Annotated in this window: 19 protein-coding genes; 11 read left to right on the plus strand and 8 right to left on the minus strand. The window is 69.1% G+C overall.

Annotated elements, in window-relative coordinates; translation table 11 throughout:
- Nucleotides 1-133: 133 nt before the first annotated feature.
- The 9 genes from hemB (at nucleotide 134) to GWK61_RS08505 (ending at nucleotide 13,720) form a co-directional block, all read left to right on the plus strand.
- Complete coding sequence (gene hemB, locus GWK61_RS08465; RefSeq protein WP_194906792.1) at nucleotides 134-1,105, plus strand: porphobilinogen synthase; 972 nt, start codon at nucleotides 134-136, stop codon at nucleotides 1,103-1,105.
- Nucleotides 1,106-1,599: 494 nt separating this feature from the next.
- Complete coding sequence (locus GWK61_RS08470; protein ID WP_194906794.1) at nucleotides 1,600-3,498, plus strand: ABC transporter substrate-binding protein; 1,899 nt, start codon at nucleotides 1,600-1,602, stop codon at nucleotides 3,496-3,498.
- A 43-nt stretch (nucleotides 3,499-3,541) separates the two neighbouring features.
- Nucleotides 3,542-4,489: an ABC transporter permease gene (locus GWK61_RS59370; protein ID WP_194906797.1), complete on the plus strand. Its 948-nt coding sequence runs from the start codon at nucleotides 3,542-3,544 to the stop codon at nucleotides 4,487-4,489.
- Entirely contained in the window at nucleotides 4,489-5,424 is a 936-nt protein-coding gene (locus tag GWK61_RS08480; RefSeq protein WP_194906799.1) for an ABC transporter permease, read from the plus strand. Before GWK61_RS59370 ends, GWK61_RS08480 begins: the two co-directional genes overlap by 1 nt.
- 7 nt (nucleotides 5,425-5,431) lie before the next feature.
- Complete coding sequence (locus GWK61_RS08485) at nucleotides 5,432-7,456, plus strand: ABC transporter ATP-binding protein (protein ID WP_194906801.1); 2,025 nt, start codon at nucleotides 5,432-5,434, stop codon at nucleotides 7,454-7,456.
- Nucleotides 7,457-7,779: 323 nt separating this feature from the next.
- Nucleotides 7,780-8,763, plus strand: coding sequence for an ABC transporter permease (locus GWK61_RS08490; protein ID WP_194906803.1), 984 nt, complete (start codon nucleotides 7,780-7,782; stop codon nucleotides 8,761-8,763).
- A 58-nt stretch (nucleotides 8,764-8,821) separates the two neighbouring features.
- Nucleotides 8,822-9,748 (plus strand): ABC transporter permease, encoded by a 927-nt coding sequence (locus GWK61_RS08495; protein WP_194906805.1) that lies wholly within the window; start codon nucleotides 8,822-8,824, stop codon nucleotides 9,746-9,748.
- A complete protein-coding gene (locus GWK61_RS08500; protein ID WP_194906807.1) occupies nucleotides 9,745-11,916 on the plus strand; it encodes an ABC transporter ATP-binding protein in 2,172 nt (723 codons plus the stop codon). The genes GWK61_RS08495 and GWK61_RS08500 overlap by 4 nt, the downstream gene beginning before the upstream one ends.
- A gap of 76 nt (nucleotides 11,917-11,992) precedes the next feature.
- Nucleotides 11,993-13,720: an ABC transporter family substrate-binding protein gene (locus GWK61_RS08505; protein ID WP_194906809.1), complete on the plus strand. Its 1,728-nt coding sequence runs from the start codon at nucleotides 11,993-11,995 to the stop codon at nucleotides 13,718-13,720.
- Between the two features lie 164 nt (nucleotides 13,721-13,884).
- Here GWK61_RS08505 and GWK61_RS08510 read toward each other — a convergent pair whose 3' ends face one another.
- The 7 genes from GWK61_RS08510 to GWK61_RS08540 form a co-directional block, all read right to left on the minus strand.
- Nucleotides 13,885-14,277: a hypothetical protein gene (locus GWK61_RS08510; RefSeq protein WP_194906811.1), complete on the minus strand. Its 393-nt coding sequence runs from the start codon at nucleotides 14,275-14,277 to the stop codon at nucleotides 13,885-13,887.
- 88 nt (nucleotides 14,278-14,365) lie between these two features.
- Nucleotides 14,366-16,087 (minus strand): choice-of-anchor P family protein, encoded by a 1,722-nt coding sequence (locus GWK61_RS08515; RefSeq protein WP_194906813.1) that lies wholly within the window; start codon nucleotides 16,085-16,087, stop codon nucleotides 14,366-14,368.
- A gap of 101 nt (nucleotides 16,088-16,188) precedes the next feature.
- The gene (locus tag GWK61_RS08520) at nucleotides 16,189-16,899 is read right to left on the minus strand and encodes an ABC transporter ATP-binding protein (RefSeq protein ID WP_194906814.1); all 711 of its coding nucleotides are present in this window, start codon (nucleotides 16,897-16,899) and stop codon (nucleotides 16,189-16,191) included.
- On the minus strand, nucleotides 16,899-17,795 hold the full coding sequence (locus tag GWK61_RS08525) for an ABC transporter ATP-binding protein (protein WP_194906816.1): 897 nt from the start codon (nucleotides 17,793-17,795) through the stop codon (nucleotides 16,899-16,901). Before GWK61_RS08525 ends, GWK61_RS08520 begins: the two co-directional genes overlap by 1 nt.
- A complete protein-coding gene (locus tag GWK61_RS08530) occupies nucleotides 17,792-19,786 on the minus strand; it encodes a branched-chain amino acid ABC transporter permease (protein WP_194906817.1) in 1,995 nt (664 codons plus the stop codon). Before GWK61_RS08530 ends, GWK61_RS08525 begins: the two co-directional genes overlap by 4 nt.
- A 15-nt stretch (nucleotides 19,787-19,801) precedes the next feature.
- The gene (locus tag GWK61_RS08535; RefSeq protein ID WP_194906819.1) at nucleotides 19,802-21,472 is read right to left on the minus strand and encodes an ABC transporter substrate-binding protein; all 1,671 of its coding nucleotides are present in this window, start codon (nucleotides 21,470-21,472) and stop codon (nucleotides 19,802-19,804) included.
- 269 nt (nucleotides 21,473-21,741) lie between these two features.
- The gene (locus tag GWK61_RS08540; RefSeq protein ID WP_194906869.1) at nucleotides 21,742-22,275 is read right to left on the minus strand and encodes an RNA polymerase sigma factor; all 534 of its coding nucleotides are present in this window, start codon (nucleotides 22,273-22,275) and stop codon (nucleotides 21,742-21,744) included.
- Nucleotides 22,276-22,729: 454 nt separating this feature from the next.
- On the opposite strand from GWK61_RS08540, the gene GWK61_RS08545 reads away from it, so the two are divergent.
- Together GWK61_RS08545 and GWK61_RS08550 are read left to right on the plus strand one after the other, a co-directional pair.
- Nucleotides 22,730-23,098, plus strand: a complete 369-nt coding sequence (locus GWK61_RS08545) for a type II toxin-antitoxin system RelE/ParE family toxin (RefSeq protein WP_194906821.1) — start codon at nucleotides 22,730-22,732, stop codon at nucleotides 23,096-23,098.
- Nucleotides 23,095-23,418: a helix-turn-helix domain-containing protein gene (locus tag GWK61_RS08550; protein WP_194906823.1), complete on the plus strand. Its 324-nt coding sequence runs from the start codon at nucleotides 23,095-23,097 to the stop codon at nucleotides 23,416-23,418. Before GWK61_RS08545 ends, GWK61_RS08550 begins: the two co-directional genes overlap by 4 nt.
- Nucleotides 23,419-23,540: 122 nt before the next feature.
- Here the strand turns inward: GWK61_RS08550 and GWK61_RS08555 are convergent, their stop codons facing one another.
- Nucleotides 23,541-25,127: an ATP-binding SpoIIE family protein phosphatase gene (locus tag GWK61_RS08555; RefSeq protein ID WP_194906825.1), complete on the minus strand. Its 1,587-nt coding sequence runs from the start codon at nucleotides 25,125-25,127 to the stop codon at nucleotides 23,541-23,543.
- Between the last annotated feature and the right edge of the window lie 59 nt (nucleotides 25,128-25,186).

Raw genomic sequence — 25,186 nt, forward strand, 5'->3', positions numbered from 1 at the left:
TGTGGGGCTGAGCTGGACTGGGCTGGTTCGCGGGAATCCGATCTTCCGGCGGGCCGTGGCGTCCGCCACAACGTCTCCCACAGAGCACGTAGGCACGTCTCGCGCGCGAATGACCGCGAGTACCCTCAAATGTATGAGCTTCCCGCTGGACCGCCCGCGCCGCCTGCGCACCACCCCCGCCATGCGCCGCCTGGCCGCCGAGACCCGTCTGCACCCCGCCGACTTCATCCTCCCGGTCTTCGTCAAGGAGACGGTGAGCGAGCCGACGCCGATCGCGTCGATGCCCGGCGTCCTGCAGCACACCCTGGCCTCGGTGCGGAAGGCGGCGGCGGAGGCGGTCGCCGAGGGGCTCGGCGGCATCATGATCTACGCGATCCCCGCCGAGAAGGACGCGCGCGGAACGCTGGGCACCGATCCGCACGGGATCCTGCAGCGCGCGATCTCGGAAGTCCGCGACGAGGTCGGCGACAGCATCGTGACGATGTCGGACCTGTGTCTGGACGAATTCACCGATCACGGACATTGCGGCGTCCTCCGGGAAGACGGCACCGTCGACAATGACGCCACTTTGGAACGTTATGCGGAAATGGCGGTCCGGCAGGCGGAAGCCGGCGTCCATATGGTCGGCCCGAGCGGGATGATGGACGGACAAGTCGGTGTCGTCCGCCGCGCATTGGACGAATCGGGCTTCCAGGACACCGGGATCCTCGCCTATTCCGCGAAATACGCCAGCGCCTTCTACGGTCCGTTCCGCGACGCCGTGGAGTCCAGCCTCAAGGGCGACCGCCGCACTTATCAGCAGGATCCGGCCAATGCCCGCGAATCCCTGCGCGAAGTCCGCCTCGATATCGAGGAGGGCGCGGACATGGTCATGGTCAAGCCCGCCATGTCCTATCTGGACATCGTCCGCCAGGTCGCGGACGCGGTCGAGGTCCCGGTGGCCGCCTACCAGGTCTCCGGCGAGTACTCGATGGTCGAGGCCGCGGCCGCCAACGGCTGGCTGGACCGGGAGCGGACCATCCTGGAGACCTTGACCTCGGTGCGCCGGGCCGGCGCCACGTCTGTCCTGACTTACTGGGCCGTGGAAGCTGCGCGAATGCTTTAGGAACAAGTGTCCCGCCTCGGGACATCCCCTCCTGCGAACCCCCTCATCCCTTGCCGGACCCTTGCCGGGCCCCAGGTGCGGGATGCGGGGGTTCGTCTGGTCTCGGGAGGGCGTTCCATACAGTGGTAATACCTGGATATCGACGGCGCTGCGGACGCTACCGGTTCACCTGCGGCAACAGGTGAACGATCTTGGAATTTCAAGATCGGCGACAGTTGTGAGTCGATCTTGTTAAATTCCCTCGGCAGGCATACCTAGCAGGTCCGTAGGTCATTTGACATCGATTTTGTTGCCGATCCGTGATCGCTTTTCCCCCTATGTTGGGCCACTGTATGCAGGAGTGGTCGTGAGCCACCCTCGGCGCCACTGCCTGTCTTTCGCCGTGCTGTCGGCTGCGCTCACAACCGCGACCGGCCCGGATCCACACACCGAGCCGGCTCCGTCGAAGGGGAGGGCTCTTGATGGCCGTCAGAAATACTCGAAAAGTCGTGGCGATGGCAGGTGTCATCGCTGTTCTCGCGTCCGCCGCAGCATGTGGGAGCTCGAAGAAGAGCTCCAGCGGCAACAGCGCGACGAACCCGGTCACCACGGCGACCAGCTCCAGTGCGCCGATCAAGCCTGGCGGCACCGCGCACGTCTCGGAGTGGCCCCCCGGGTCGAGCCCGAACGCGATCTGGCCGTTCATGACCAGCAGCCAGCTGAGCACCCAGAACGCGGGCCAGTTCCAGTACTACTTCTACCGCCCGCTGTACTTCGTCGGCCTGAACGACAAGCTGGCCGTGAACTACGACATGGGTCCGGCCTCCCAGCCGACCTGGAGCTCCGACGGCCTGACCGTCACCGTCCCGCTGAAGTCGACCTGGGGCTGGAGCAACGGCGAGAAGGTCACCGGCCAGGACGTGCAGTTCTGGCTGAACATGCTGAAGGCCGAGGAGAAGCAGTCGGGCTACTACAGCCCGCCGAACCAGGCCGCCGCGGTCAACTACCTGCCGGACAACATCAAGTCCACCTCGGTGACCGACTCCGGCATCAGCATCACGTTCGACCAGCAGTACAACCAGAACTACATCATCGGCAACGCCTTCCAGACGGTCACGCCGATGCCGCTCGCCTGGGACGTCACCGACGCCAAGGGCACCAAGGGCAAGTGCTCGACGGACACCCTGACCTCCCCGACGCTGCAGGCTGACTGCGACGCGGTGTTCAAGTACCTGAACGCGGCCGGCCAGGACGTCAAGAGCTTCGCGACCAACCCGCTGTGGAAGATCGTCGACGGCCCGTGGGTCCTGAACTCCTTCAACGCCACCTCCGGTGCGTTCACCATCGTGCCGAACACCAAGTTCACCGGTGAGCACAAGCCGTACCTGAACGAGGTCGACTTCGACTCCTTCCAGAGCCCGGACGCGGAGTGGACGGTCCTGAAGGCCGGCAGCACCGGTACGAACGCGCTGCAGATCGGTGTGTTCCCGAGCGCGGACACGCCGCATTACAACGGAAGCGACCTGCAGGCGGGCAACCCGCTGGTGAGCTCCGGCTACAGCGTCGAGAAGGGCGCGCTGCTGGACTCGATCGGCTACTACCAGCTGAACTTCGGTTCCAAGAACCACGGGAACCTGTTCAAGCAGGCGTACTTCACCAAGGCGCTGCAGGACGAGATGGACCAGCAGGGCGCCATCAACGGTCCGTACAAGGGCTGGGGCTACCAGACGACCGGCGTCGTGCCGGGGTTCCCGGAGGGCAACACGCTGTCCCCGGCCGCCAAGTCCGCCGCGGCCAAGTACGACCCGGCCGAGGCCAAGGCCGTCATGACCGCTCACGGCTGGGACCTGTCGACGACCCCGGCGACCTGCAAGACCCCGGGTACCGGTGACACCCAGTGCGGTGCGGGCATCAACGCCGGCGACAAGGCCCAGTTCACGCTGGAGTACCCGTCCTCGCACCCGGCCATGGACACCATGCTGGCCGCCTACAAGCAGGCCGCGGCCGGTGCCGGCATCGCCGTCAACCTGGTGACCAAGACCCAGAACACCCTCGGCGGCGAGCTGACCGCCTGCTCCACCACCACCCCGGCCGGCTGCCAGTGGGACGCGATCCTGTACGGCGGCTGGGTCTTCTCCCTGCTGCCGACCACCGACTCGCTCCTGACCACCGGTGCCGGCTCGAACATCTTCTCCTTCTCGGACCCGAAGTTCGACGCCGCGGTGGCCAAGACGATCAAGAGCAGCGACCCGCAGGCCTGGTACGACTACGAGGCCTACGCGGCCAGCATCTCGCTGCCGCTGATCTGGATGCACAACGACATCTGGGCCTGGGCCGTGGCGAAGAACTTCCACGACTCCGGTCAGGACGCCTTCCAGGGCTTCGAGCCTGAGTTCTGGTACTACACCCAGTGATCCACCGCACTGACGTCACCGCGACCCCCGGCGGGGGGTCGCGGTGACCACTTACCTCATCCGCCGCTTCTTCCAGTCGATCGTCACGCTGTTCATCGTCTCGATCGCCACGTTCGGCATGATGCACCTGATGCCCAACGGCGTGGCACGGGCGATGCTCGGGCAGAAGTACAACCCGGTGAGCCTGGCCGCGCTGAACCACAAGCTCGGTCTGGACAAGCCGTTGTACATCCAGTACTGGCACTGGCTGGACCGCCTGGTGGTGCACTTCGACCTCGGATTCAGCTACCAGCGCAACCAGAGCGTCAACGATCTGCTGAAGGAGACGCTGGGGCAGTCGATCTACGTCGTCGGCCTGTCGCTGTTCTTCACCATCGTCCTGTCGGTCCCGCTGGGCGTGCTGCAGGCCACCCGCCGCAACACGGTCACCGACTACACCATCACCACGTTCTCCTTCATCGGCTACGCGGTGCCGGTGTTCTTCCTCGGCGTCGTGCTGCGCGACGTGTTCCAGGTGCAGTTCCACCTGATCCCGATCGCGAACCAGATCACCTCCTTCCACTCGGCGTTCACGCAGCCGGCGCAGATGATCCTGCCGGTGGGCACGCTGGTGGTCAGCGGGGTCGCCGGGTACAGCCGGTACATGCGCTCGTCGATGCTCGACGAGATCACGCAGGACTACGTGCGGACCGCGGTCGCCAAGGGCGCGACCAAGCGCCGCGTGCTCTACGGGCACGTGCTGCGCAACGCGATGATCCCGATGGTGACCCTGATCGGCCTGTCCCTGCCGGCCCTGGTGGGCGGCGCGCTGCTGGTGGAGCAGATCTTCAACATCGGCGGCATCGGGGTGCTGACCATCAACGCCGCGCTGCAGAACGACTTCGTGATCGTTCTGGGCACCACGATGCTCACCGCGATCGTGACGGTCATCGGGTCGCTGATCGCCGACGTGTCCTATGCAGCCCTGGACCCACGAGTAAGGCTCACCTGATGGACGAGATCATCGCCGAATCCCCGGAAGTGGGGGACCACGTCCCGTCAGCGGAGCAGATGCTGGGCCTGGAGCCGACCGAGAAGCCGCGCTCGATGTTCCGCCGCGGCCTGGAGGTCTTCCTGGAGAACCGGCTGGCCGTGGTCGCCTTCGGTGTGCTGGTGTTCTACGTCCTGATGTGCTTCTTCGGGCCGCTGATCTACCACGGCAACACCTCGCAGGTGCAGATGGACCAGATCACCCTGCCGCCGGGCCCCAGCCACCCGCTGGGCACCGACCAGAACGGCGTGGACGAGTTGGGCAAGCTGATGAAGGCCGGCCAGATCTCGCTGGAGATCGGCATCGCCTCCGGCGTGCTCGCCTCGGTGATCGGCATGCTCTACGGCGCGATCGCCGGCTACGTCGGCGGCTGGATCGACGCGGTGATGATGCGCACGATCGACGCGCTGCTGTCGATCCCGCTCATCTTCGCGCTGATCTACCTGGCCTCCACGATGGGCCGCACCAAGACGGTGTTCATCATGGTGATCGCGCTCACCAGCTGGTTCAGCCTGACCCGCCTGACCCGCGGCGACACCCTGACCATCAAGGTGCGCGACTACGTGGCCGCGTGCCGGATGATGGGCGGGCGCAGCCCGCGGATCATCTTCCGGCACATCCTGCCGAACACCATCGGCACCACGATCGTGAACACCTCGCTGTCGATCGCCAACTCGGTCTTCGCGCTGTCCGTGCTCAGCTACATCGGTCTGGGCCTGCAGGCGCCGAACGACGACTGGGGCGGGATGTTCGCGAACGGATCCAGCTACCTGGACCAGAACTACTGGTGGATGATCTATCCGCCGGGCGTGTCCATCGTGCTGATCATCATCTCCTGCAACTTCATCGGAGACGCGCTGCGCGACGCCTTCGAGACCCGGCTCCAGAAGCGGTGAGACGGCCATGGCACTACTAGAGGTCCAGAACCTCCATACCCAGATCAAGCTGAAGCGCTCGACGGTCCAGGCCGTCGACGGCGTCAGCTTCACGGTCGAGGCCGGCGAGACCATCGGCATCGTCGGCGAGTCCGGCTCGGGCAAGACGATGACCGCGATGTCGATCATGCGGCTGCTGCCCAACGGCGGCTCCAGCCCGGACGGCAGCATCTTCCTGGACGGCCGGGACCTGCTGCAGCTGGACGAAGAGCAGATGTCCAAGGTCCGCGGCAACGACGTCGGCATGATCTTCCAGGACCCGATGACGTCGCTGAACCCGACGATGACGATCGGCAAGCAGATCGCCGAGTCGGTCCGGATCCACCGCGGCGCCAGCAAGGCCGAGGGCCTGGAGCGCGCGATCGAGGTGCTCTCCCTGGTCGGCATGCCCAGCCCGCAGCAGCGCGCCCGGGACTACCCGCACCAGCTCTCCGGCGGCATGCGCCAGCGCGCGATGATCGCGATCGCGCTGGCCAACGAGCCGAAGCTGCTGATCGCCGACGAGCCGACCACCGCGCTCGACGTGACCGTGCAGAAGCAGATCCTGGAGCTGATCGACGGCCTGCGCGAGCGCCTGGGCATGGCGGTCATCCTGGTGACGCACGACCTCGGCGTGATCGCCGGCCGCGCGGACCGGGTGAACGTGATGTATGCCGGCCGGATCGTGGAGACCACGACGACCGAGCGGCTGTACTCCAACCCGCGGCACCCGTACACCGAGGCGCTGTTCGACTCGCTGCCCGAGCGCGGCGCGGACAGCGGCACCCGGCTGTACTCGATCCCCGGCATGCCGCCGGACCTGACCAAGCCCCCGGCCGCCTGCCGCTTCGCGGCGCGCTGCCGGTACGCGCAGGACGACTGCCGCGCGCAGGACCCGCCCTCGCGGCTGGACGAGGTCGGCCACGAGTTCGCGTGCTTCCACCCGGTCGGCGCCGCCGAGCGCTCCGGGAACGAGATCGTGGTCACGCTCACCGACCGCACCACGGCCGAGGAGCTGCCCGCCCCGGAGTTGGGCGGCGTGCTCCTGGAGGTCAACGACCTGGTCAAGGACTACCCGATCACCAAGGGCTTCCTGCGCCGGCAGATCGGCTCGGTCAGCGCGGTGGCCGGGGTCTCGTTCAGCATCCGCAAGGGCGAGACCGTGGGCCTGGTCGGCGAGTCCGGCTGCGGCAAGACCACGGTGGCCAAGCTGATAGTGGGGCTGGAGGACACCACCGCCGGGGCCATGCGCCTGGAGGGGGCGGACCTGGCCGCGATGAAGTCCGGCGAGCGGCGCAAGAAGAGCCGCGACGTCCAGATGATGTTCCAGGACAGCTACGCCGCGATGGACCCGCGCATGCGGGTGCGCACCGTGGTCCGCGAGCCGCTGGACATCCAGAAGGTCGGCGACAAGGCGGCCCGCGACGCGCGGATCGCCGAGCTCTTCGAACAGGTCGGTCTGCCGGTCTCGGCGCTGGAGCGGTACCCGCACGAGTTCTCCGGCGGCCAGCGCCAGCGCGTCGGGTTCGCCCGGGCCCTGGCGCCGGCGCCGAAGCTGATCGTGGCCGACGAGCCGGTCTCGGCGCTGGACGTGTCGATCCAGTCGCAGGTCCTGAACCTGATGAAGGACCTGCAGGCCGAGCACGGGCTGTCGTACCTGTTCATCTCGCACGACCTGTCGGTGGTCCGCTACGTGTCCGACCGCATCGGCGTGATGTACCTGGGCAAGCTGGTGGAGATCGGCCCGGCCGAGTCGGTGTACTCCCGGCCCATCCACCACTACACCAGGGGTCTGCTGGACACCATCCCGGTGGCCGACCCGGAGGTGGAGAAGGCCAAGGCCAGCAGCGGCATCGTCGGCGAGCTGCCGAGCGCCATCAACCCGCCCTCGGGCTGCCGGTTCCGCACCCGCTGCCCGGCCGCGCAGGAGATCTGCGGGCAGGCCGAGCCGCCGCTGGTGCCCTACGGCACCGAGGGGCATCAGGCCGCGTGCCACTTCCCGTTGTGGGAGTAGCGCGCGTCACACCGCCGCGGTAAGGACTGCACGGTGGGTAGGGCCTGACGCTCTCTCACATTGTGGACACAATCGAAGATCGCTACGGTGAGGACACCGGGTCGCGTGAGCAACTGCGCACCCGGTGTCTTCCTTTTCCGATATGAGTGTACTGCTTGTATTGAGTGCTTCACCGGGTGTGCTGTGATTTAGATCAAAAAACAGCATCTTGGCCGTTTCGTGATCGAAATCGCCGAGCGCCTCCGCCAATCTGTTGGCCACGGGCTCGATCAGATCTACGCCCGCTTCACCGGGTTGTGGGTTTCGAGCACGGAGGGTCAGGCATGGGTGCCTTCATGGTTCGCAGGCTTCTGAACTATGTGGTCTTGGTGTTCGTCGCCACGTCCCTGGCGTACCTGGGGGCCTCCACGGCCTTCCACCCCAAAGACATGTACCTGCAGAAGAACCCGCCGACCAAGCCCGTCGTGATGTACCAGGAGCTCAACGAGCGCAACGAGAACCCGGAGAAGCCGGTGTTCGAGCGCTACGCGCACTGGGTCGACGGCGTCGCGCACGGCGACTTCGGCAAGACCTGGCAGCTGGACTCCGTCAACAAGCACTTCTCGATCAGCGTGTGGGTCACCGTGCGGCTGGTGAGCGTCGCGGCCGTGCTCTCCGCGATCCTGGGCATCCTGATCGGGTCCTTCCAAGCGGTCAGACAGTACAAGTTCAGTGATCACGCGATCACCTTCGGGTCCTACATCGTGTTCGCGATGCCGGTCTTCGTGCTGGCGCCGCTGCTGAAGCTGATCGCGGTCCAGGTGAACAAGGCGGTCGGCGGCGACACCCCGTTCCTGCAGTACCAGGGCGAGATCGACCCGAACGCCACCGGCTTCTGGGGCCAGCTGTTCAGCCGCGCCGACCACCTGCTGCTGCCGACCATCTCGCTGACCCTGGGCCTGATCGCCTTCTACAGCCGCTACCAGCGCGGCCAGATGCTCGACGTGCTGGGCTCGGACTTCCTGCGCACGGCGCGGGCCAAGGGCCTGACCAAGGGTCGGGCCATCCTCAAGCACGGCGTGCGCACCGCGGTCATCCCGGTCATGACGCTGGTGACCTACTCCACGATCCTCACGTTCGCCGGCGCGATCATCACCGAGCGCGTCTTCGGCTGGAACGGCCTGGGCTCCTGGTTCACCGACGCCACCAACCACTCCGACGTGAACTCGGTGGCCGTGATCACCCTGTTCTCCGCGGTGCTGGTGCTCGTCGCGGGGATGCTCTCGGACGTCATCACCGCCCTGCTCGACCCGCGGGTCCGGCTGTGACCGCCGCCCTGACACCCGCCGCCTCGTACGACCGCACCAGCCATCGAAGGGCTCTGTGATGACCGCTCCGACCCCCGCTGGTACTGCCGTCGAGACCGTCCAGCCGCAGTCCGCCGCCCCCGCGGGCTCCGGACGCGCCGCGCTGGTCTGGCGCCGGTTCCGCCGCAACAAGATGGCCATGGTGGGACTGGTCGGCCTGGTGCTGCTGTTCGCGTTCGCCTTCCTGGGCCCGCTGCTGACGCACTGGTCGCCGACCGACATCGACCTGGTCAACACCCAGTCCGGCCCGACCGGCGACCACTTCTTCGGCACCGACGACGTCGGCCACGACATGTTCGCGCAGACCGTCAACGGGATGCAGAAGTCGCTGATCATCGGCCTGCTGGTGGCGGTGCTGTCCACCGGCTCCGCGGGCCTGCTGGGCACCGCGGCGGCTTACTTCGGCGGCTGGTGGGAGAAGGCCATCGTCTGGCTGACCGACCTGTTCCTGGTCGTGCCCTCGCTGCTGATGCTGATCATCCTGTCGCCGTACTTCCAGGGCGCGGACTGGCTGGTGCTGGTGCCGATGATCGCGCTGTTCAGCTGGATGATCACCTCGCGGGTGGTGCGCGGCATGACGCTGACCATCCGGGAGCGGGAGTTCGTGCGGGCCGCCCGGTACATGGGCGTGCCGGCCTGGACCATCATCCGCCGGCACATCATCCCCAACATCTCCTCGATCCTGATCGTCGACTTCACGCTGAACGTGGGCGCGGCGATCGTCACCGAGTCGTTCCTGTCCTTCCTGGGCTTCGGCATCCGCTCCCCGAACGTCTCGCTCGGCACCGTGATCAACGACGGGGCGCAGTTCGCCTCCACCGACCAGTGGTACCTGTTCGTGTTCCCGGCCTCGGTCCTGGTGCTGATCATCCTGTGCGTCAACTTCATCGGGGACGGCCTGCGCGACGCCCTCGACCCCAACTCGACGGGAGCCTCGGCCCGATGAGCCAGAACTTGCTGCTGCCCCACTCCGCCGGGCGTTCCGGCGAGCCGGCCAAGACCGGTGGCCCGCTGCTGTCCGTTCGGGACCTGTTCGTCACCTTCGCCTCCGAGGCCGGCGACGTGCGCGCGGTGCGCGGCGTGAGCTACGACCTGCACCCCGGCGAGGTGCTGGGCATCGTCGGCGAGTCCGGCTCCGGCAAGTCGGTGTCCTCGATGGCGATCCTCGGCCTGCTGCCGGACAACGCCCGCGTCACCGGCTCGATCAAGCTGGACGGCCGGGAGCTGCTGGGCCTGAACGACAAGCAGATGTCGAAGATCCGCGGCAAGGACATCGCGATGGTCTTCCAGGACCCGCTGTCCGCGCTGACCCCGGTGTTCACCGTCGGCGACCAGATCGTCGAGGCGCTGACCGTGCACCAGAGGCTGTCCCGCGACGCCGCGCGCAGGCGGGCGCTGGAGCTGCTGGACGTGGTCGGCATCCCGGACCCGGAGCGCCGGTTCAAGAACTTCCCGCACGAGTTCTCCGGCGGTATGCGCCAGCGCGTGATGATCGCCATGGCGATCGCCAACGATCCCAAGGTCATCCTCTGCGACGAGCCGACGACCGCGCTCGACGTGACCATCCAGGCGCAGATCCTGGAGGCGCTGAAGAACGCGCAGGAGCTGACGGGCGCTGCGATCCTGATGATCACCCACGACCTCGGCGTGGTCGCCGGCTTCGCCGACAAGGTGGCCGTGATGTACGCCGGCCGCCCGGTCGAGCAGGGCCCGGTCGACGAGATCTACTACAGCCCGCGGATGCCTTACACCATCGGATTGCTGGGCTCGATCCCGCGCCTGGACGCCACGGTGAAGCACGGGGAGCACGGGGAGCACGGCGGGCACGGCGGGCACGGCCGCCGGCCGCTGACCCCGATCGAGGGCAACCCGCCGTCGATGGTGGGCCTGCCGAACGCCTGCCCGTTCGCCGACCGCTGCCCGATCGCGACCGAGATCTGCCGGGACTCCGAGCCCGAACTGCTCGCGGCCGGCGGGAACGCGCACCTGTCGGCCTGTCACCGCCGCGCCGATCTGCAGAGCGGGACCATCCCGATCGACGAGGTCTACCCGATCCCGGAGATCCCGGCGGCGGAGCTGGACACGGTGCCGCGTGAGCAGCGCGCGCCGGTGCTGGCGGTCAAGGGCCTGCAGAAGCACTTCCCGCTGATGCGCGGCGCGGTGTTCAAGCGCCGGGTCGGCACGGTCAAGGCCGTGGACGGCATCGACTTCGAGATCCGCGAGGGCGAGACCCTGGGCCTGGTCGGGGAGTCCGGCTGCGGCAAGACCACCACGCTGCTGGAGATCCTGGAGCTGGTGGCCCCGCAGGCCGGCTCGATCGCGGTGTTCGGCCGCGAGGCGGCGAACCTGTCCGGGCGCGAGCGCATGGAGATGCGCAAGGACATCCAGATCGTGTTCCAGGACCCGATGGCGTCTCTCGACCCGCGGATGCCGGTCGGGGAGGCCATCGCAGAGCCCTTGCGCACCCACGGCTGGTCCGCGGACCGGGCCGCGGCGCGGGTGGCGGAGCTGCTGGAGCTGGTCGGCCTGGAGCCGTACCACGCTTCGCGCTTCCCCCGGGAGTTCTCCGGCGGCCAGCGGCAGCGCATCTGCGTGGCCCGGGCGCTGGCGCTGAACCCGAAGGTCGTCATCCTGGACGAGCCGGTCTCGGCGCTGGACGTTTCGATCCAGGCCGGCGTCATCAACCTGCTGGACGAGCTGCGGGCCAAGCTGGGCCTGAGCTACCTGTTCGTGGCGCACGACCTGTCGGTGGTCCGGCACATCGCCGACCGGGTGGCCGTGATGTACCTGGGGCGCATCGTCGAGATCGGTGACGTGGCCTCGGTGTTCCACGAGCCTTCGCACCCTTACACCCAGGCCCTGCTCTCGGCGATCCCGCTGCCGGACCCGCGCAAGGAGCGGGAGCGCGAGCGGATCCTGCTGCCCGGCGACCTGCCGTCGCCGGCCGACGTGCCCTCCGGCTGCCGGTTCCGCGACCGCTGCTTCAAGTACGCGTCGCTGAACGCCGCCGAGCAGATGAAGTGCCGGGACGAGGACCCCGTCATCGTCCCGCGCCCGGACCGCGAGGACCACGCCGCCGCGTGCCACTACGCCGACGCGCTGCAGGTGGTCTGACCCAGCCTCGCACCTTCCACAGCTGTGCCTTGCCGGCGCCGCTGGTGCCACCCATCCACACACGGGAGAGAAGATCATGTCTCGCATCACCAAGAAGTCGCCGGCGATCCTGGCCGTCCTGGCGACGGCCGCGCTCGCGGCGTCGGCCTGCTCCTCCAGCAAGAGCTCGTCCTCGGGGAGCTCCTCGGCCGGCGGCAAGTCGATCCCGGTCGCGACTGCCAACGACATCGACGCCAAGGACGCCTCGACGCTCAAGGGCGGCACGCTGACCCTGGCGATCGACCAGTACTCGTCGCAGTGGAACGGCATGACCAACAACGGCAACGAGCAGGACACCCAGAAGGTGCTGTCCACGATGATGCCGCAGCTGTTCCACTTCGACGCCACCGGCAAGGCCACCGCGAACTCGGACTACCTGGTCTCGGCCGACGAGAGCACCGTCAACGGCAAGCAGACGGTCACCTACAAGCTGAACCCGAAGGCCAAGTGGTCGGACGGCACCCCGATCACCTACAAGGACTTCGTCGCCACCTGGAAGGGCATGGAGGGCTCGGCGCAGGGCTTCGACGTCGCCAGCTCCACCGGCTACGACCAGATGCAGTCGGTCGCGCGCGGCGCCGACGACTTCACCGTCGTGGTGACCTACAAGACGCCGTTCTCGGACTGGAAGAGCATGTTCGACCAGTTCGACGGCGCCAGCCTGTACCCGGCCTCGAAGATCTCCACGCCCGAGGGCTGGAACAAGTCCTACATGAACGCGATCCCGGTCACCGCCGGCCCGTTCAAGCTGCAGGGCATGGACGCGACCACCAAGACCGTCACGGTCGTCTCGGACCCGAACTGGTGGGGCGCCAAGCCGATCGTGGACAAGATCGTCTTCCGCGCGATCGAGGACACCTCGGCCCAGGCCGACGCCTACAACAACCACGAGATCGACGCCTTCGAGGTCGGCCCGCAGTCGGCGCTGTACGCGAAGATCAAGGACACCACCGACAGCACCGTGCACTACGCCGGCGGCCCGGACTGGCGCCACATCTCGATGAACACCAAGGCCCCGGCGCTGACGGACGACGCCGTCCGCAAGGCGATCTACCAGGCCCTGGACCGCCAGCAGATCGCGAACGTGGACCTGAAGAACCTGGGCACCTGGAAGCCCACGGTCCTGAACAACCGCTTCTTCGTGAACAACCAGACCGGCTACCAGGACAACGGCGCCGACGTCGCCTACAACCCCACCGCGGCCAACGCCGCCCTCGACGCGGCCGGCTGGGTCAAGGGCGGCGACGGCATCCGCGCCAAGGGTGGCGTCAAGCTGAACCTGAAGTGGATCGAGCCGCAGGGCGTGAAGACCACCTCCAACGAGGCCCAGATGGTCAAGGCCGACCTGGCCAAGATCGGCATCGGCCTGCAGGAGACCCCGGTCAACGGCGACGACTTCTTCGACAAGTACATCAACACCGGCAACTTCGACATCACCGCCTTCGCCTACACCGGCAACCCGTTCCCGATCAGCAGCGGCGCCCCGCAGATCCAGTCGGTGGCGGACCCGAAGAACATCCACAACAACCCCCGCCTGGACAACAACCCGGCGATCGACCAGGCCCTGACCAAGGCCCTGCAGGACACCGACCCGACCCAGGCCGTCACGGACGCGAACGCCGCCGACAAGCTCGCCACCGACCAGGCCAGCCTGATCCCGCTGTACCAGCGCCCGCAGATCTGGGCGACGAAGAACACGCTGGCCAACTTCGGCGCGTTCGGGTTCCAGGACTACGACTGGACGAAGGTTGGGTTCACCAGCTGAGCTGGAGCTGGTGGGGCTACTAGCTACTCAGGTAGCTGAGAAGCGGCCGTCGCTCGACGGGCGCCGCGCTGACCCGGGCCGCCGCTGCCGCGGAGCGGCGCCGGACGTCGGCTGCGCTGCGGGCCCTGTTCTTCGGAACGGGGCCCGCGGTGTCGTGTGGTGCCTCAGTCCCCGCTCTCCAGGGCCAGAATCGCGTCCGCGAGCCGGGCGATCTCCCCGGCCAGCAACTCCGTCTGCTGTCGCTGCTGGTGCGCGATGCGGGCCAGCCAGGATCCGAAGAACAAGAACCCGCCGAGTGTGGTCAGCGCCAGCCCGCCGATCCCGCCGGACACCAGGTACGCCACCTGCTCGAAGGTGTACGGGGTGTGCGCCGCCCCGTACCAGCCGAGGCCGATCGCCAGCAGGCCCAGGGGCATCAGCAGGCTTCCGGCCAGCGACAGGCCTTGCTGCATCAGGCGTTCGGACTCCGTCGTCCGGGTCTTCGGCCGGGCCGCGACGGCGCCGGTGCGCAGCTGGCCGTTCATCGCGCGCCCCGCCCAGGTCTTCGCAGTGCTCATCGATCGCCCTCCAGAGCGTGCCGTGCCGCCTTCGGATGTGCTGCCGCTGACTGTGTCGCCGCTTCCGGTGTGGTCGTCGCCGGGCCCGTCATTCCTCGAACTCCCGCAGGTCCGGCACCCCGGTCGTGCGCCCGGCCTCGCAGCCCGCGCCACCGAACAGCAGCGTGCTGTACTTCCGCAGCCCCCAGGCCGCTACGCACGCCACCACGGCCGCGCCGAGCAGCAGCTGCCCCGGCAGGCCACCGAAGGCCGCCGGCGTCACCTTCGTGGCCGTGTTCTGCATCGGCGGGGCCGGCGCCATGCCGCCCGTGGCGCCGCCGGTCGAGCCGCCGGTCGTGCCGCCGCCCGAGGTGCCACCGCCGACGGTGCCCCCGCTGGTCCCGCCGCCCACGCTGCCGCCGCCGGTCGTGCCGCCGACGGTGCCGCCGGTGCTGCCGCCGGACGTGCCGCTCGTGCCGGAGCCGCCGGTGCTCGTTCCGCTGGTGCTGCTGCCGCCGCCGCTCGTCGATGACGAGGAACCCGCCGCGCTGCTGGACGGCGGCGAGCTCGGCCCGCCGGTGGCGCCGCCCGACAGGTTGATCGCCTGCGAGGCGTTCGCCTTCGACTTCGCCGACCCGATGGTCAGCACGATCTTCGGCGCCAGCTGCGGCAGGGTCTGGATGATGCTGGCCACCGGCGCCGGCAGCCCGCTGGTCAGCGACGGCGGGATCTGCGCGAACAGCTGCGTCAGCACCGGCGTCAGCGGCAGCATCGCCTTCAGCTTCGCGGTGTCGATGGTGACCTGCAGCCCGTGGCTGAACATCTCGCCCGCGGTGTCCTTCGAGACGTCGGCGGCGGCCGGCAGCGCGACCGAGATCCCCAACGGCGCCAGCAGCTGGTTCACCGTGTCCGGCAGCTGCGGCAGCGCGATCGGCCCGAACGGCGTCTGGATCCCGTTCGCCGTGATCCCGAACGTCACCCCGGCCACCGACATCGAGCCGTAGTCGACGTTCCCGGCCGCGGTCCCCTTGACCCCGTCCGACGTGCTCTGCGAGGTGACCTTCAGGCCGTCGAACTCGATCAGCCCGCCGAGCAGCAGCAGCTTCCCGGCGTCCGACTCCGCGGTGGCGACGGCGTGCCCGTCGGTCACCGTCGCCGAGGACTGCGACCGCTCGCCCTGCACGTCCACCAGCGCCGACTGCCCGGTGAGGAACTTGATGAGCGTCCCGAGGTCCGGCAGTTGCAGCGGGGGCAGCGCCCCGCCGCCCAGCAGACCGCCGAGCAGTCCGGAGGGTGCGGACGGTGCCGACGACGGCGCGCTCGTCGGCGACGACCCCGGCAGCGAGGGCCCGGTCCCGGGCAGCGGCAGCCCGAACGTCGAGGTCGACGTCGAGCCGTTGGAGTCGGTGTGCGACTGCATGTAGGAGCCGGGGATCGGCTGCATCGTGGCGTCGTTGGTAGACCCCGGGAACTGCACGTTCGTCAGAATCGGGTACTTCACGTTCGGGCTGTTGAACAGCTGCCCCAGCCCGAACGCGATCGCGTCCCCGGGCCACATCCAGCTGGCCGTCGCCGCCCCGGTCGGCCCGGAGCCGTAGCTCGCCCGGGTGAAGGACAGGTCGAACTCCAGGTTCGGCTGCCCCGGCTGGGCCGGGATCGGGATCTTCGGATCGTAGATCTCCATGGTGATCGGCGCCGCCGAGGCCGAGACGGTCCAGCCGCCCAGGCCCGCCGAGGACCCGCCGTCGGCCGGGCTCGGCGCCGGTGCCGCGGGCGCCGACGGGGCGGGACCGGCCCACACCGCCGGCGCGCCCAGCACCCCGAGCGCCACCGCCGCGGCGGCCGCACCGCCGCGCCGGACACTTGGTCTGTACGAACTTCCAGAACGCTGAGAACGCTGAGAACACCGAGAACGCCGAAAACGCCCAGAACTCACGCTGCCGCACCTCCCAAATACAACGCGGCCAGATCCCGCCGGATGACCTCCGGCTCGTCGAAGGCCACGATCCTGCCGTGCGTCATCACCGCCGCGAAGTCCGCGACCCGCAACGCCATGTCAGCGAACTGCTCCACCGCGACCACGGTCACGCCCTGCTCCGCGATCTGCCCGAGCACGTCGTACAGCTGCCTCACGATCAGCGGCGCCAGGCCCATCGACAGCTCGTCGACCAGCAGCACCGCCGGGTTCGTCACCAGCGCCCGGGCCATGGCGAGCATCTGCTGCTCGCCGCCCGACATCGACCCGGCCAGCTGGTCGTACCGCTCGGCCAGCCGCGGGAAGCGGGTGAACGCGGTCTCGTAGATCTCCGCCGCCGAGGCCTGCCCGGCCAGCCCGGACAGCCGCAGGTTCTCCGCGACCGTCAGGTTCGGGAAGATGCCGCGGCCCTCGGGGATCGTGCACAGTCCGGCGCGGGCCAGCGCGTCCGGCGCCGCGTTGTTCACGTGCGAACCGCCGAGGTGTACGTGCCCTGATGTCGCGCGCAGGCGACCCGAGCAGACCTTCATCAGCGTCGTCTTGCCGGCGCCGTTCGGCCCGAGCAGGGCGACGACGGCGCCGCGCGGCACCGCGAGGTTCACGCCGTGCAGGACCTCGATCCGGCCGTACGCGGCGTGCACGTCCTCCAGCTCCAGGATCGGCGCCATCAGAACCAGCCTCCCGTCCCCGGCCCGGGACTCTTGGGCAGTGGTGGCGGCGACAGCGGGTCGTCGTCGGGGTCATCGAGGTCATCGGGGTCCAGCGGCGGCAGTAGCAGTGTGCTGTCGGGCAGGGCGAGCTTGATCGGATCGCCGTCGTCGTCGGCCGCGTCCTCGCCGGGCTCCGGAGCGTCCTCCTCGCCGAGATACGCCTTGCGCACCAACGGATCCGCCTGCACCTCGGCCGGCGTCCCGGAGGCGATCAGCCGTCCCCGGTCCAGCACGTGGATCCGGTCGGAGACCCGCATGATCAGCCCCATGTCGTGCTCCACGATCAGCACGGCCCGCCCCTGCGCCGCCAGATCCCGCAGCAGCTCGCCGAAGGAATCGGTCTCCTCCTCCGACAGCCCCGAGGACGGCTCGTCCAGCAGCAGCAACTCCGGGTCGATCGCCAGCGCCCGCGCCAGCTCCACGAGCCGCGCGACGCCGGTCGGCACCGCGTCGGCGCGGGCGTTCGCGTAGCGCTCCAGCCCGATCCGCTTGATCAGCCCCCGGGTCACCTGCGCCGGCTTGGCGTCCTTGGTCCGCACGGCGTCCGCGGCGACCCGGATGTTCTCCTCGACGGTCAGCGAGCCGAACGCCTCCAGCCGCTGGAAGGTCCGCGCGATCCCGTGCCGGGCCCGGCGGTGCGTGGGGGTGTGCGTGATGTCGTCGCCGTCCAGGAACACCCGGCCGGAGGTCGGCCGCTGCAACCCGGTGACCACGTTGAACAGCGTGGTCTTCCCGGCCCCGTTCGGCCCGATCAGCGCGGTCACCTGCCCGCCGTCGGCGGAGATCGTGGCCTGGTCCACCGCGGTGACGCCGCCGAAGCGGACCGTCACCTCCTTCACGTCCAACCGGGTCACGCCTCGACCTCCGCGTTCTCCCCGACCGCGACCGATCCGCCGGCTCCTGATCCGCCGGCTCCCGATCCGTCGCTCGCCGACCTGCGAGTCCCAGAACCCTGACTCTCCACGGACCGGGCGGCGATGCCGCGCGCGATCCCCGCCGACCCGATCCCGAGCCGCGCGCCCAAAGGGTTGTCCCGCAAGGAGAACAGCCACCCGGTGATCCCGTTCGGCTGCTTGCCGAGCCCGATCGCGGCGACCGCGAGGATCAGGAACAGGTAGGCCTGCGCGCTCGGATAGCTGTTCAGCGCCATCAGCAACATCCCGCCGAGCAGCGCGCCGCTCACCGACGTGACGCCCGCGCACACCACGATCAGCAACAGCGGCAGGCTGTTGAAGAACTGGAAGTTGGTGCTGCCGACTTGGTTCTGGAGCCCGGCGTACAGTCCGCCGCCGAGCCCGGCCACGGCCGCCGAGGCCCCGAACACCGCGACCCGCGCCGTCCGCGGGTTCAGTCCCAGCGTGGCGCAGGCCGCGGGGGAGTCCCGCAGGGCGATCAGAACCCTGCCGTACCGGCCTTTCCGGAGCACGATGACCGCGGCCCCGAGGACGCAGAAGACCGCCGCGGCCAAGATGGCGTAAGCCTTGTCGGAGGTGAAGCGGTATCCGAACATGTCCAGGCGCTTGGTCGTCAGCGACCCGCCGAACCCGCCGAGCGACGGGTTCTGGAACACCATCGTGTCCATGATCTGCGCGAACGCGATCGTCGACAGCGCCAGGTACAAACCCTGCAATCGCAACGACGGCAACGCCACCAGGATCCCGGCCACCGCCGCGAGCACCGCTCCGGCCAGGACCGCGGTCGGCGCCGAGGAGTGCAGCTTGGCGACCGTCAGCGCGCCGACGCCGAAGAAGCTGAACTGGGCCAGGGACACGTATCCGCTGAACCCGGTCAACGGCACCAGGGACAGCGCCAGGATCGCGAAGCACAGCCCGAGCGCCATCCGGTTCACGTTGACTTCGCTGAGCACTGAGTTGCCGAAGACCACAGCGAGCAGCAGCAACGCCGATGCCAGCGTGACGCGGCGCATCTCCGGCGTCCGCACGCCCGGCACGCCGGCCAGCCGTCCGACGCGCAGCTGCGCCTGCGGCATCAGCAACAGCATCAACAGCAGGAAGATGGCCGGGATCGCCTCACGGAACCCGGTCCACCCCGGACCGGTCCACAAGTACCCGGACGCGTACGCGTTCAGCAGCCCCAGCACCAGCGCCCCGGCGAAGGTCCGCGGCAGGCTGGTCAGCCGGCCGGCCATCGCCGCGGCGTAGGAGTTCACCACCAGGAGCGTCAGGGATATGTAGTTCAGCTCGCTGGGCTGCGAGGAGACCAGCAGGATCCCGGCCAGCGCGGCCAGCGCCGAGCCCATGGCCCAGGCGATCGAGGACATCAGGTTCGGCCGGCCGCCGTGCAGCGCCAGCAGTTCCTTGTCGTCCACCGCCGCGCGCATCGCGACGCCGAGCCGGGTGAACGTCAGGAACGCCCACAGCGCGGCCCCGGTGACCACCGCCAGCGCCACGGTCAGCAGCTCGTTGCCGGTGATCCGCACCATGCCGACGGTGAGGCCGTGCCCGGCGAAGAACTGCTGCACCTGGTGCACGCCCGGCGGCCAGACCTTCTCCGCGGCGCCGATCAGCCCGACCAGCACCGCGCAGGTCACCACCAGCGTGACCCCGACCCCGGAGTCCGCGACCCGCCGGATGACCCAGCGCTCCAGCAGCGCGCCGAACAAGGGCGCCACCCCGAACACCACGATCAGCACCGCGAGCCAGTTGGACAGGCCCTGGTTGTAGGCCAGCTCCCAGTACACGAACGCCATGACCATGGCGGTGGCGCCGTGCGCGACGTTGAAGATGCGGGTGGTGGCGTAGGTCAGGACCAGCCCGGACGCCGCGATGGCGTACGAGGCCCCGATGACCAGGCCCAGGACGGTGTACGTCAGGAAGACGTTCATCCCACGCGGCCGCTCTCAGCTGACGCCGGAGTTGATGAGGTTCCCGCAGGTCCAGCCCGAGCCGGGGGACACGCGCTTCCAGGCCGACCCGGTGAACTGCATGAACAGCGCGCAGGGCGAGGTCTTCTTGCCGCCGATGTCCTGCGGGGCGAACAGGCCGTTGCCGGTGTAGTTGTGCACGCCGGACAACGCCTGCACCATCGCCTGCCGGGTGAGGTTCGGCCCGATCTGGTTGGCCAGCCGGGTGAACAGCTCGGCCGAGGACCAGGCGAACATCCCGAAGTAGGTCGGTACGGCGCCGGGGGCGACCTGGTGCAGCCACTTGGTGTAGAGCTGCAACTCAGGGTTCGAACCCGCCTCCTCGAACATGGCCGCGTTGCTGAAGACGTAGGTGTTGTTCGCTGCCGAGCCGGCCTGCTGGACGTAGTTCGGGTCGTAGCCGGTCGGGTCCAGGACGAAGACCTTCGGCGTGAAACCCTGCTGCTGCATGGCCTGCGCGAGGGTCGCGGCCTCCTGGAAGGCGCCGAGGAACTGCACGTACTGCACGCCGGCGTTCTGCATCTTCACGACGTAGGGCGTGTAGTTCGACTCCGAGATGCCGATCGGCTGGTCCAGGACCCAGGTGAAGCCGTCCTTGGCGTAGGCCTGTTCCCAGGATTTCGCCTGCTGCGAGGTGGTTCCGGTGTCCACGTACAAGAACGCTGCCTTAGCGCTTGCGCCCGGGAACTGCTTGTTCCAGAAGTCCGGTTGCACCTGGGGGACCAACGGCAATTGTTGCGAGTCTGTTCCAAAACAGACCGCGCAGGTCTGGCGTGCGCGGGTGGTGCTCACCGCTTGCAGGTCCGGGATCCCGCACTGAGCCGCGGACGTCGCGCCGCCGGAGTCGAAGGCCGAGACCGAGCCGACCAGCGCGAAGTCGGACTGGCAGGCGGTCAGCGTCTGCTGGTTGTCGCCGGAGTCAGAGGTCTGCGAGTCGTAGGAGTGCACGGTGAGTTTGCGGCCGCAGATGCCGTTCGGGTGGCTCGCGTTGTAGTAGGCCACGTAGGCCTGGACGGCCTGCGGGGCCGAGCTGAACAGGCCGCCGATCGGGCCGGACAGGTCGCTGGCGTTGCCGATGCTGATGCTGGTCGCGGTCACGCCGGTGGCGCTGGAGCCGGTGGCGGTGCCGGCGCAGGTGTCAGAGCCCGGACCTCCGGGTCCGCCGGTGCTGCCGCCGCTGCCGCCGCTGCCGCCTCCCGTGCCGCCGGAGCCGCCCGAGCCGCCGGTGGTGCCGCCTGTGCCGCCCGTGGTCTTGCCGCCGCTGGTGCCGCCGGTGGTCTTGCCTCCGGACGTGCCGCCGGTGCCGCCTGTGGTTCCGCCGCCGGAGCTTCCGCCGGCCGCGCCTCCGGAGGAACCACCGCTGGCGCCGCCGGAGGTACCGCCTCCGGAGGCGCCACCGGTCGTGCCTCCGGTGGTGCCGGTGCCGCCGGTCGTCCCGCCGGTGCCGTTGGCGCCGGAGGTCTGGGAGCCGTCGGCGTTCTGCGAGCCGTCGCCGTGGCCCTGGCCGTACGCGATCGCCGCGGCTCTCTGGTCGGCGGACAGGCGCGCGCCGCAGGCGCCGAGGGACAGCGACAGGGCCGCGACGGTGAGCGCTGTGGCTAGCTGGTGATTATGGAATCGGGATCGCGGGGAGCGCGCGGAGGTCATCGAGTGCTACCACCTGACGGGTCGTCAGAAACGTTGGGTGTAGCAAGGCAGCGTGCTCTAATTCAACAGAGAACTCAATAGGGTTTCGAGAGTCTCACGGCAGAATTTGGCAAACCGTGATACTGATTCACTCCTGGGAGTGACGATGGGCGGGCATTTCAGCCCCCGGGCAGGGTCGGCCCTTGAGTTCGGTCAGGCGCTGGGTGGCTTGAGTGGCTTCAGGCCTTGAGTGACGTCGCCTTTGAGCGGCGTCAGCCTTCCAGGTGGCGTCAGGCCTTGAGCAGCTTCCCGAGCGCTTCCAGCCCGCGGCTCGCCGTGGACTTCACGGTGCCCCGGCTGATCCCCAGCGCGTCGGCGATGTCCGCCTCGGACAGGTCCGACCAGTAGCGCAGGACCAGGACCTCGCGCTGGCGCGGCGGCAGCTTCTGCATCGCCTCCAGCACCTCGCGGTGCTCCTCGGACAGCAGCGCCACGGACTCGGCGCTGGCGGCGTCCGGCACGTGCGGCGGGGTGTAGCCACGCGCGGTCTTGCGCCGGCGCAGCACCGAGCGCGCGTTGTTCACCACGGCGGTGCGCAGGTAGCCGAGCGGGTTCTCCATGCCGGTGAGGTCGTCGCCGTAACGCCGCCACAGGCCGGTGAAGGAGTCCTGCACGACGTCCTCGGCCGACATCTTGTCGTCGACGAGCAGGATCGCCAAGCGAACCAGCGAAAGGCGGTGCGCGTAATAGAGGTCGGCCAGCGAAGGCCCCGCCCCGGGCTGCAACGCCCGGTGCCCGCGCGGAGCGGTGCTCCCGCCGATCATCGCCAGCGGATGGTTCCCGCTCGCGGAAAGGTCGCCCTCGGCGTCCTCGGTCGGGGTGTTCAGCGCCTCCCGCAGCGCGGCCAGCACAGCGGCCACCCCGCTCGCAGGAGCGCCCGCGACGACGGTCGCTCGACGCCGGCGCGGCCACCATATGGTGGTGCGCGCCGGCCAGGCGACAGCGCCCGCCACACTCATCCGTCAGCTCCTGAGATCGATGTCCCCCCGCCGACCGCGCGATGGGCCGGCGGCCGACAACCCGAAGCCCCATGCTATCGCCCGACCCGCCTCGGGCGGCAGGGCGTCTTGAGGGGTTGGCAGCGGCTGCTTGCAATATACGGGCCGCCGGCAAGCCCGGTCGATGCGGCCTGGTGGACGGGGTGGTTTTCGGGGTGGTGAGTACGGAGAGTGAGAGTTGGAGTCGAAATAGGTTTAGCGCCTGCTATACTCGGGGAGCATGAACAACGAAGACCAGTGGGCGATCTACGTTGTCGACGAGGTGCTGGAGTGGATCTGGGCGCTCGACGCCAACACTCGCAAGCGGGTCACCGAGACACTCGACGTACTCGCAGAGGAAGGCCCAAGCCTGGGTCGGCCGTTGGTGGACAGGATCCGTGGGTCGGTGCTTGCCAATCTTAAAGAACTACGCCCGGGTACGATCCGCATTCTGTTTGTCTTCGACCCTTGGCGATCAAGCATTCTGCTGGTGGCCGGCGACAAGGCTGGGCAGTGGCAGCAGTGGTACGACGAGGCGATCCCGCTGGCTGAGCAGCGGTATCACCGATATTTAGAGGACCGAGCGGCTGAGGAGGACGACCAGCGATGACGAAGCCCGGGTACGTGAAGTGGAGCGACATCCGCGCCGAGTTCGTGGAGCGAGCTGGCGGTGAGGAGGCCATTGCGGAGGGCAAGGCGCGCCTTCGTGCCGAGATGATGGGTCACCGGTTGGCGGAGGTCAGGCGTAGCCGAGGCCTGACCCAGCAGCAGGTGGCTGACCACATGGGCGTCACAAAGGGCCGCATCTCGCAGATAGAGCAAGGCAAGATGTCCGGCCAGGAGGTCCTGGCCCGGTACGCGGTCGCCCTCGGCGGCCGACTGCACCAGGCCATTTACTTCGACGACGGCGACATCGCCGCGATCGCCTGAATCAATCGCCGGGCACGCCGCCCGGCTGTAGCTGGTCGTCCGCTGACGCCGTGCTCACCGGCACTGCGCCCGGTCGGCCCGCAGTCGCCGGTGACGCTGAGCTATCGCGCCCTCAGAACCCCTCAGAACTCGAACTCGCACCACACCGACTTCCCCTCCGGCAGCGGCCGCGCGCCCCAAACCGCCGCCACCGCCGCGATGATGCTGATCCCGCGGCCGTCCTCGTCGGTCTCGCGGGCCAGGCGGCGGCGGGGGAGGTGGTCGGACTGGTCGGCGACGTCGATGATCAGGCGGCGGTCGGTGCGGCGGAGGCGGAGCACCACCGGGGCGGTGCCGTGGGTGACGGCGTTGGCGACCAGTTCGCTGACCGCCAGGACCGCGGTGTCCGTCAGGTCGTCGGCGACGCCCCAGGTGGTCAGGACGCCGGCGGTGTAGCTGCGGGCGTGTGCGGCGATCTCCGGGCCGCCGACCAGTTCCACCGAGGCCGAGCGGAACAGCGCGGCGTGCGCGCCGGTCCAGGCCGGGACGTGCGCCACCAGCAGGGCCACGTCGTCCGTGCGGACCGCGCCGGCGGGGTCCAGGCCGCCGCTGGACACCGACAGCGGGTCGATGGAGGCCAGGATGTGGTCGCGCACCAGGTCCACCGGGCCCGCGCCGGGGCGCGGCGTCTCCTCCTCCGGCGCCCGCGCGAACACCCGCCGCAGATCGCCGGTGCCGCGCTCCAGCAGTCCCTGCGTGTAGAACGCCAGATACGACCCCGGCGGCACCGCCACGGCCGCCTCCTGCCACGTCCAGTCCCCGCTGCCCAGCGACGGCCCCGAGGCCCCCTCCAGCACCGCCACGTACCCGTCCGGCAGCCGCAGCAGCGGGGGCAGGTGCCCGGCGTTCGCGTACGTCAGCGAGCCGCTGTCGGCGTCGTGCACCGCGTACACCAGCGTCGCCACCGGCGATCCGGTGCGCTCGCCGTCGAAGTCCAGCGCGTGCCGGTCCAGGTGGTACATCACCTCGCCGGGCGGCAGGTTCTGCGAGGCGTACGCCCGCACCGCCGCGCGCAGCCGCCCCATCACCGCCGCCGCCCGCACCCCGACGCCCCCGGCCTCCGGCGTCACGCCGCCCACCACCAGCGCGGTCCGGCCGGCGCCCAGCGGGATCGCGTCGTACCAGTCGCCGCCGACCTCCAGCACCGGCTCGTCGTCCAGCGAGGCGTCCTCGTAGCGCACCAGCGCCGGCAGGTAGCACGCCGCGAGCCGGATCTCGTCCGGCTGCACGATCCGCTGCGGCAGCAACGACCGCTGCAGCATCACCGCCAGGTTCCGGTTGCGGGTCTCCTCCTCCAGCAGCGCCTGCTCCCGCCGCACCCGCTCGGTCTCGTCCCGGCAGAACACGGCCACGCCGTTCTGCGCCGGCACACACACCAGCGTGTAGTACCGGTCCCCGCCGCGCCGCCGCACCAGCCGGTCCTGCAGCAGCACCGGCCGCCGGGTGTCGTAGGCCTGGTCCAGGGCCGCGGGCAGACCGGTGGCGGCCAGCTCCGGGATGGCGTCGCCGACCGGCAGCCGCAACGCCACCGACCCGAAGTCCGCCAGGCACGCGTCGTTGGCCGCCAACAGCAGGTGATCGGGGCCGTCGGCGAGTACCGCCGGCATCGGCGCGGCGTCGAACGCCGCGTGCAGCAGCTCCTCGATCGCGGGCATGACCGGTGACTTCATGGCGGCCTTTCGACGGACGGCGCAGCAAGACGTAACTCGCGAACCATCAGTGTGGACCT

Source organism: Catenulispora rubra (assembly GCF_015356825.1).
In the GTDB taxonomy this organism is placed as follows: Bacteria; Actinomycetota; Actinomycetes; order Streptomycetales; family Catenulisporaceae; genus Catenulispora; species Catenulispora rubra.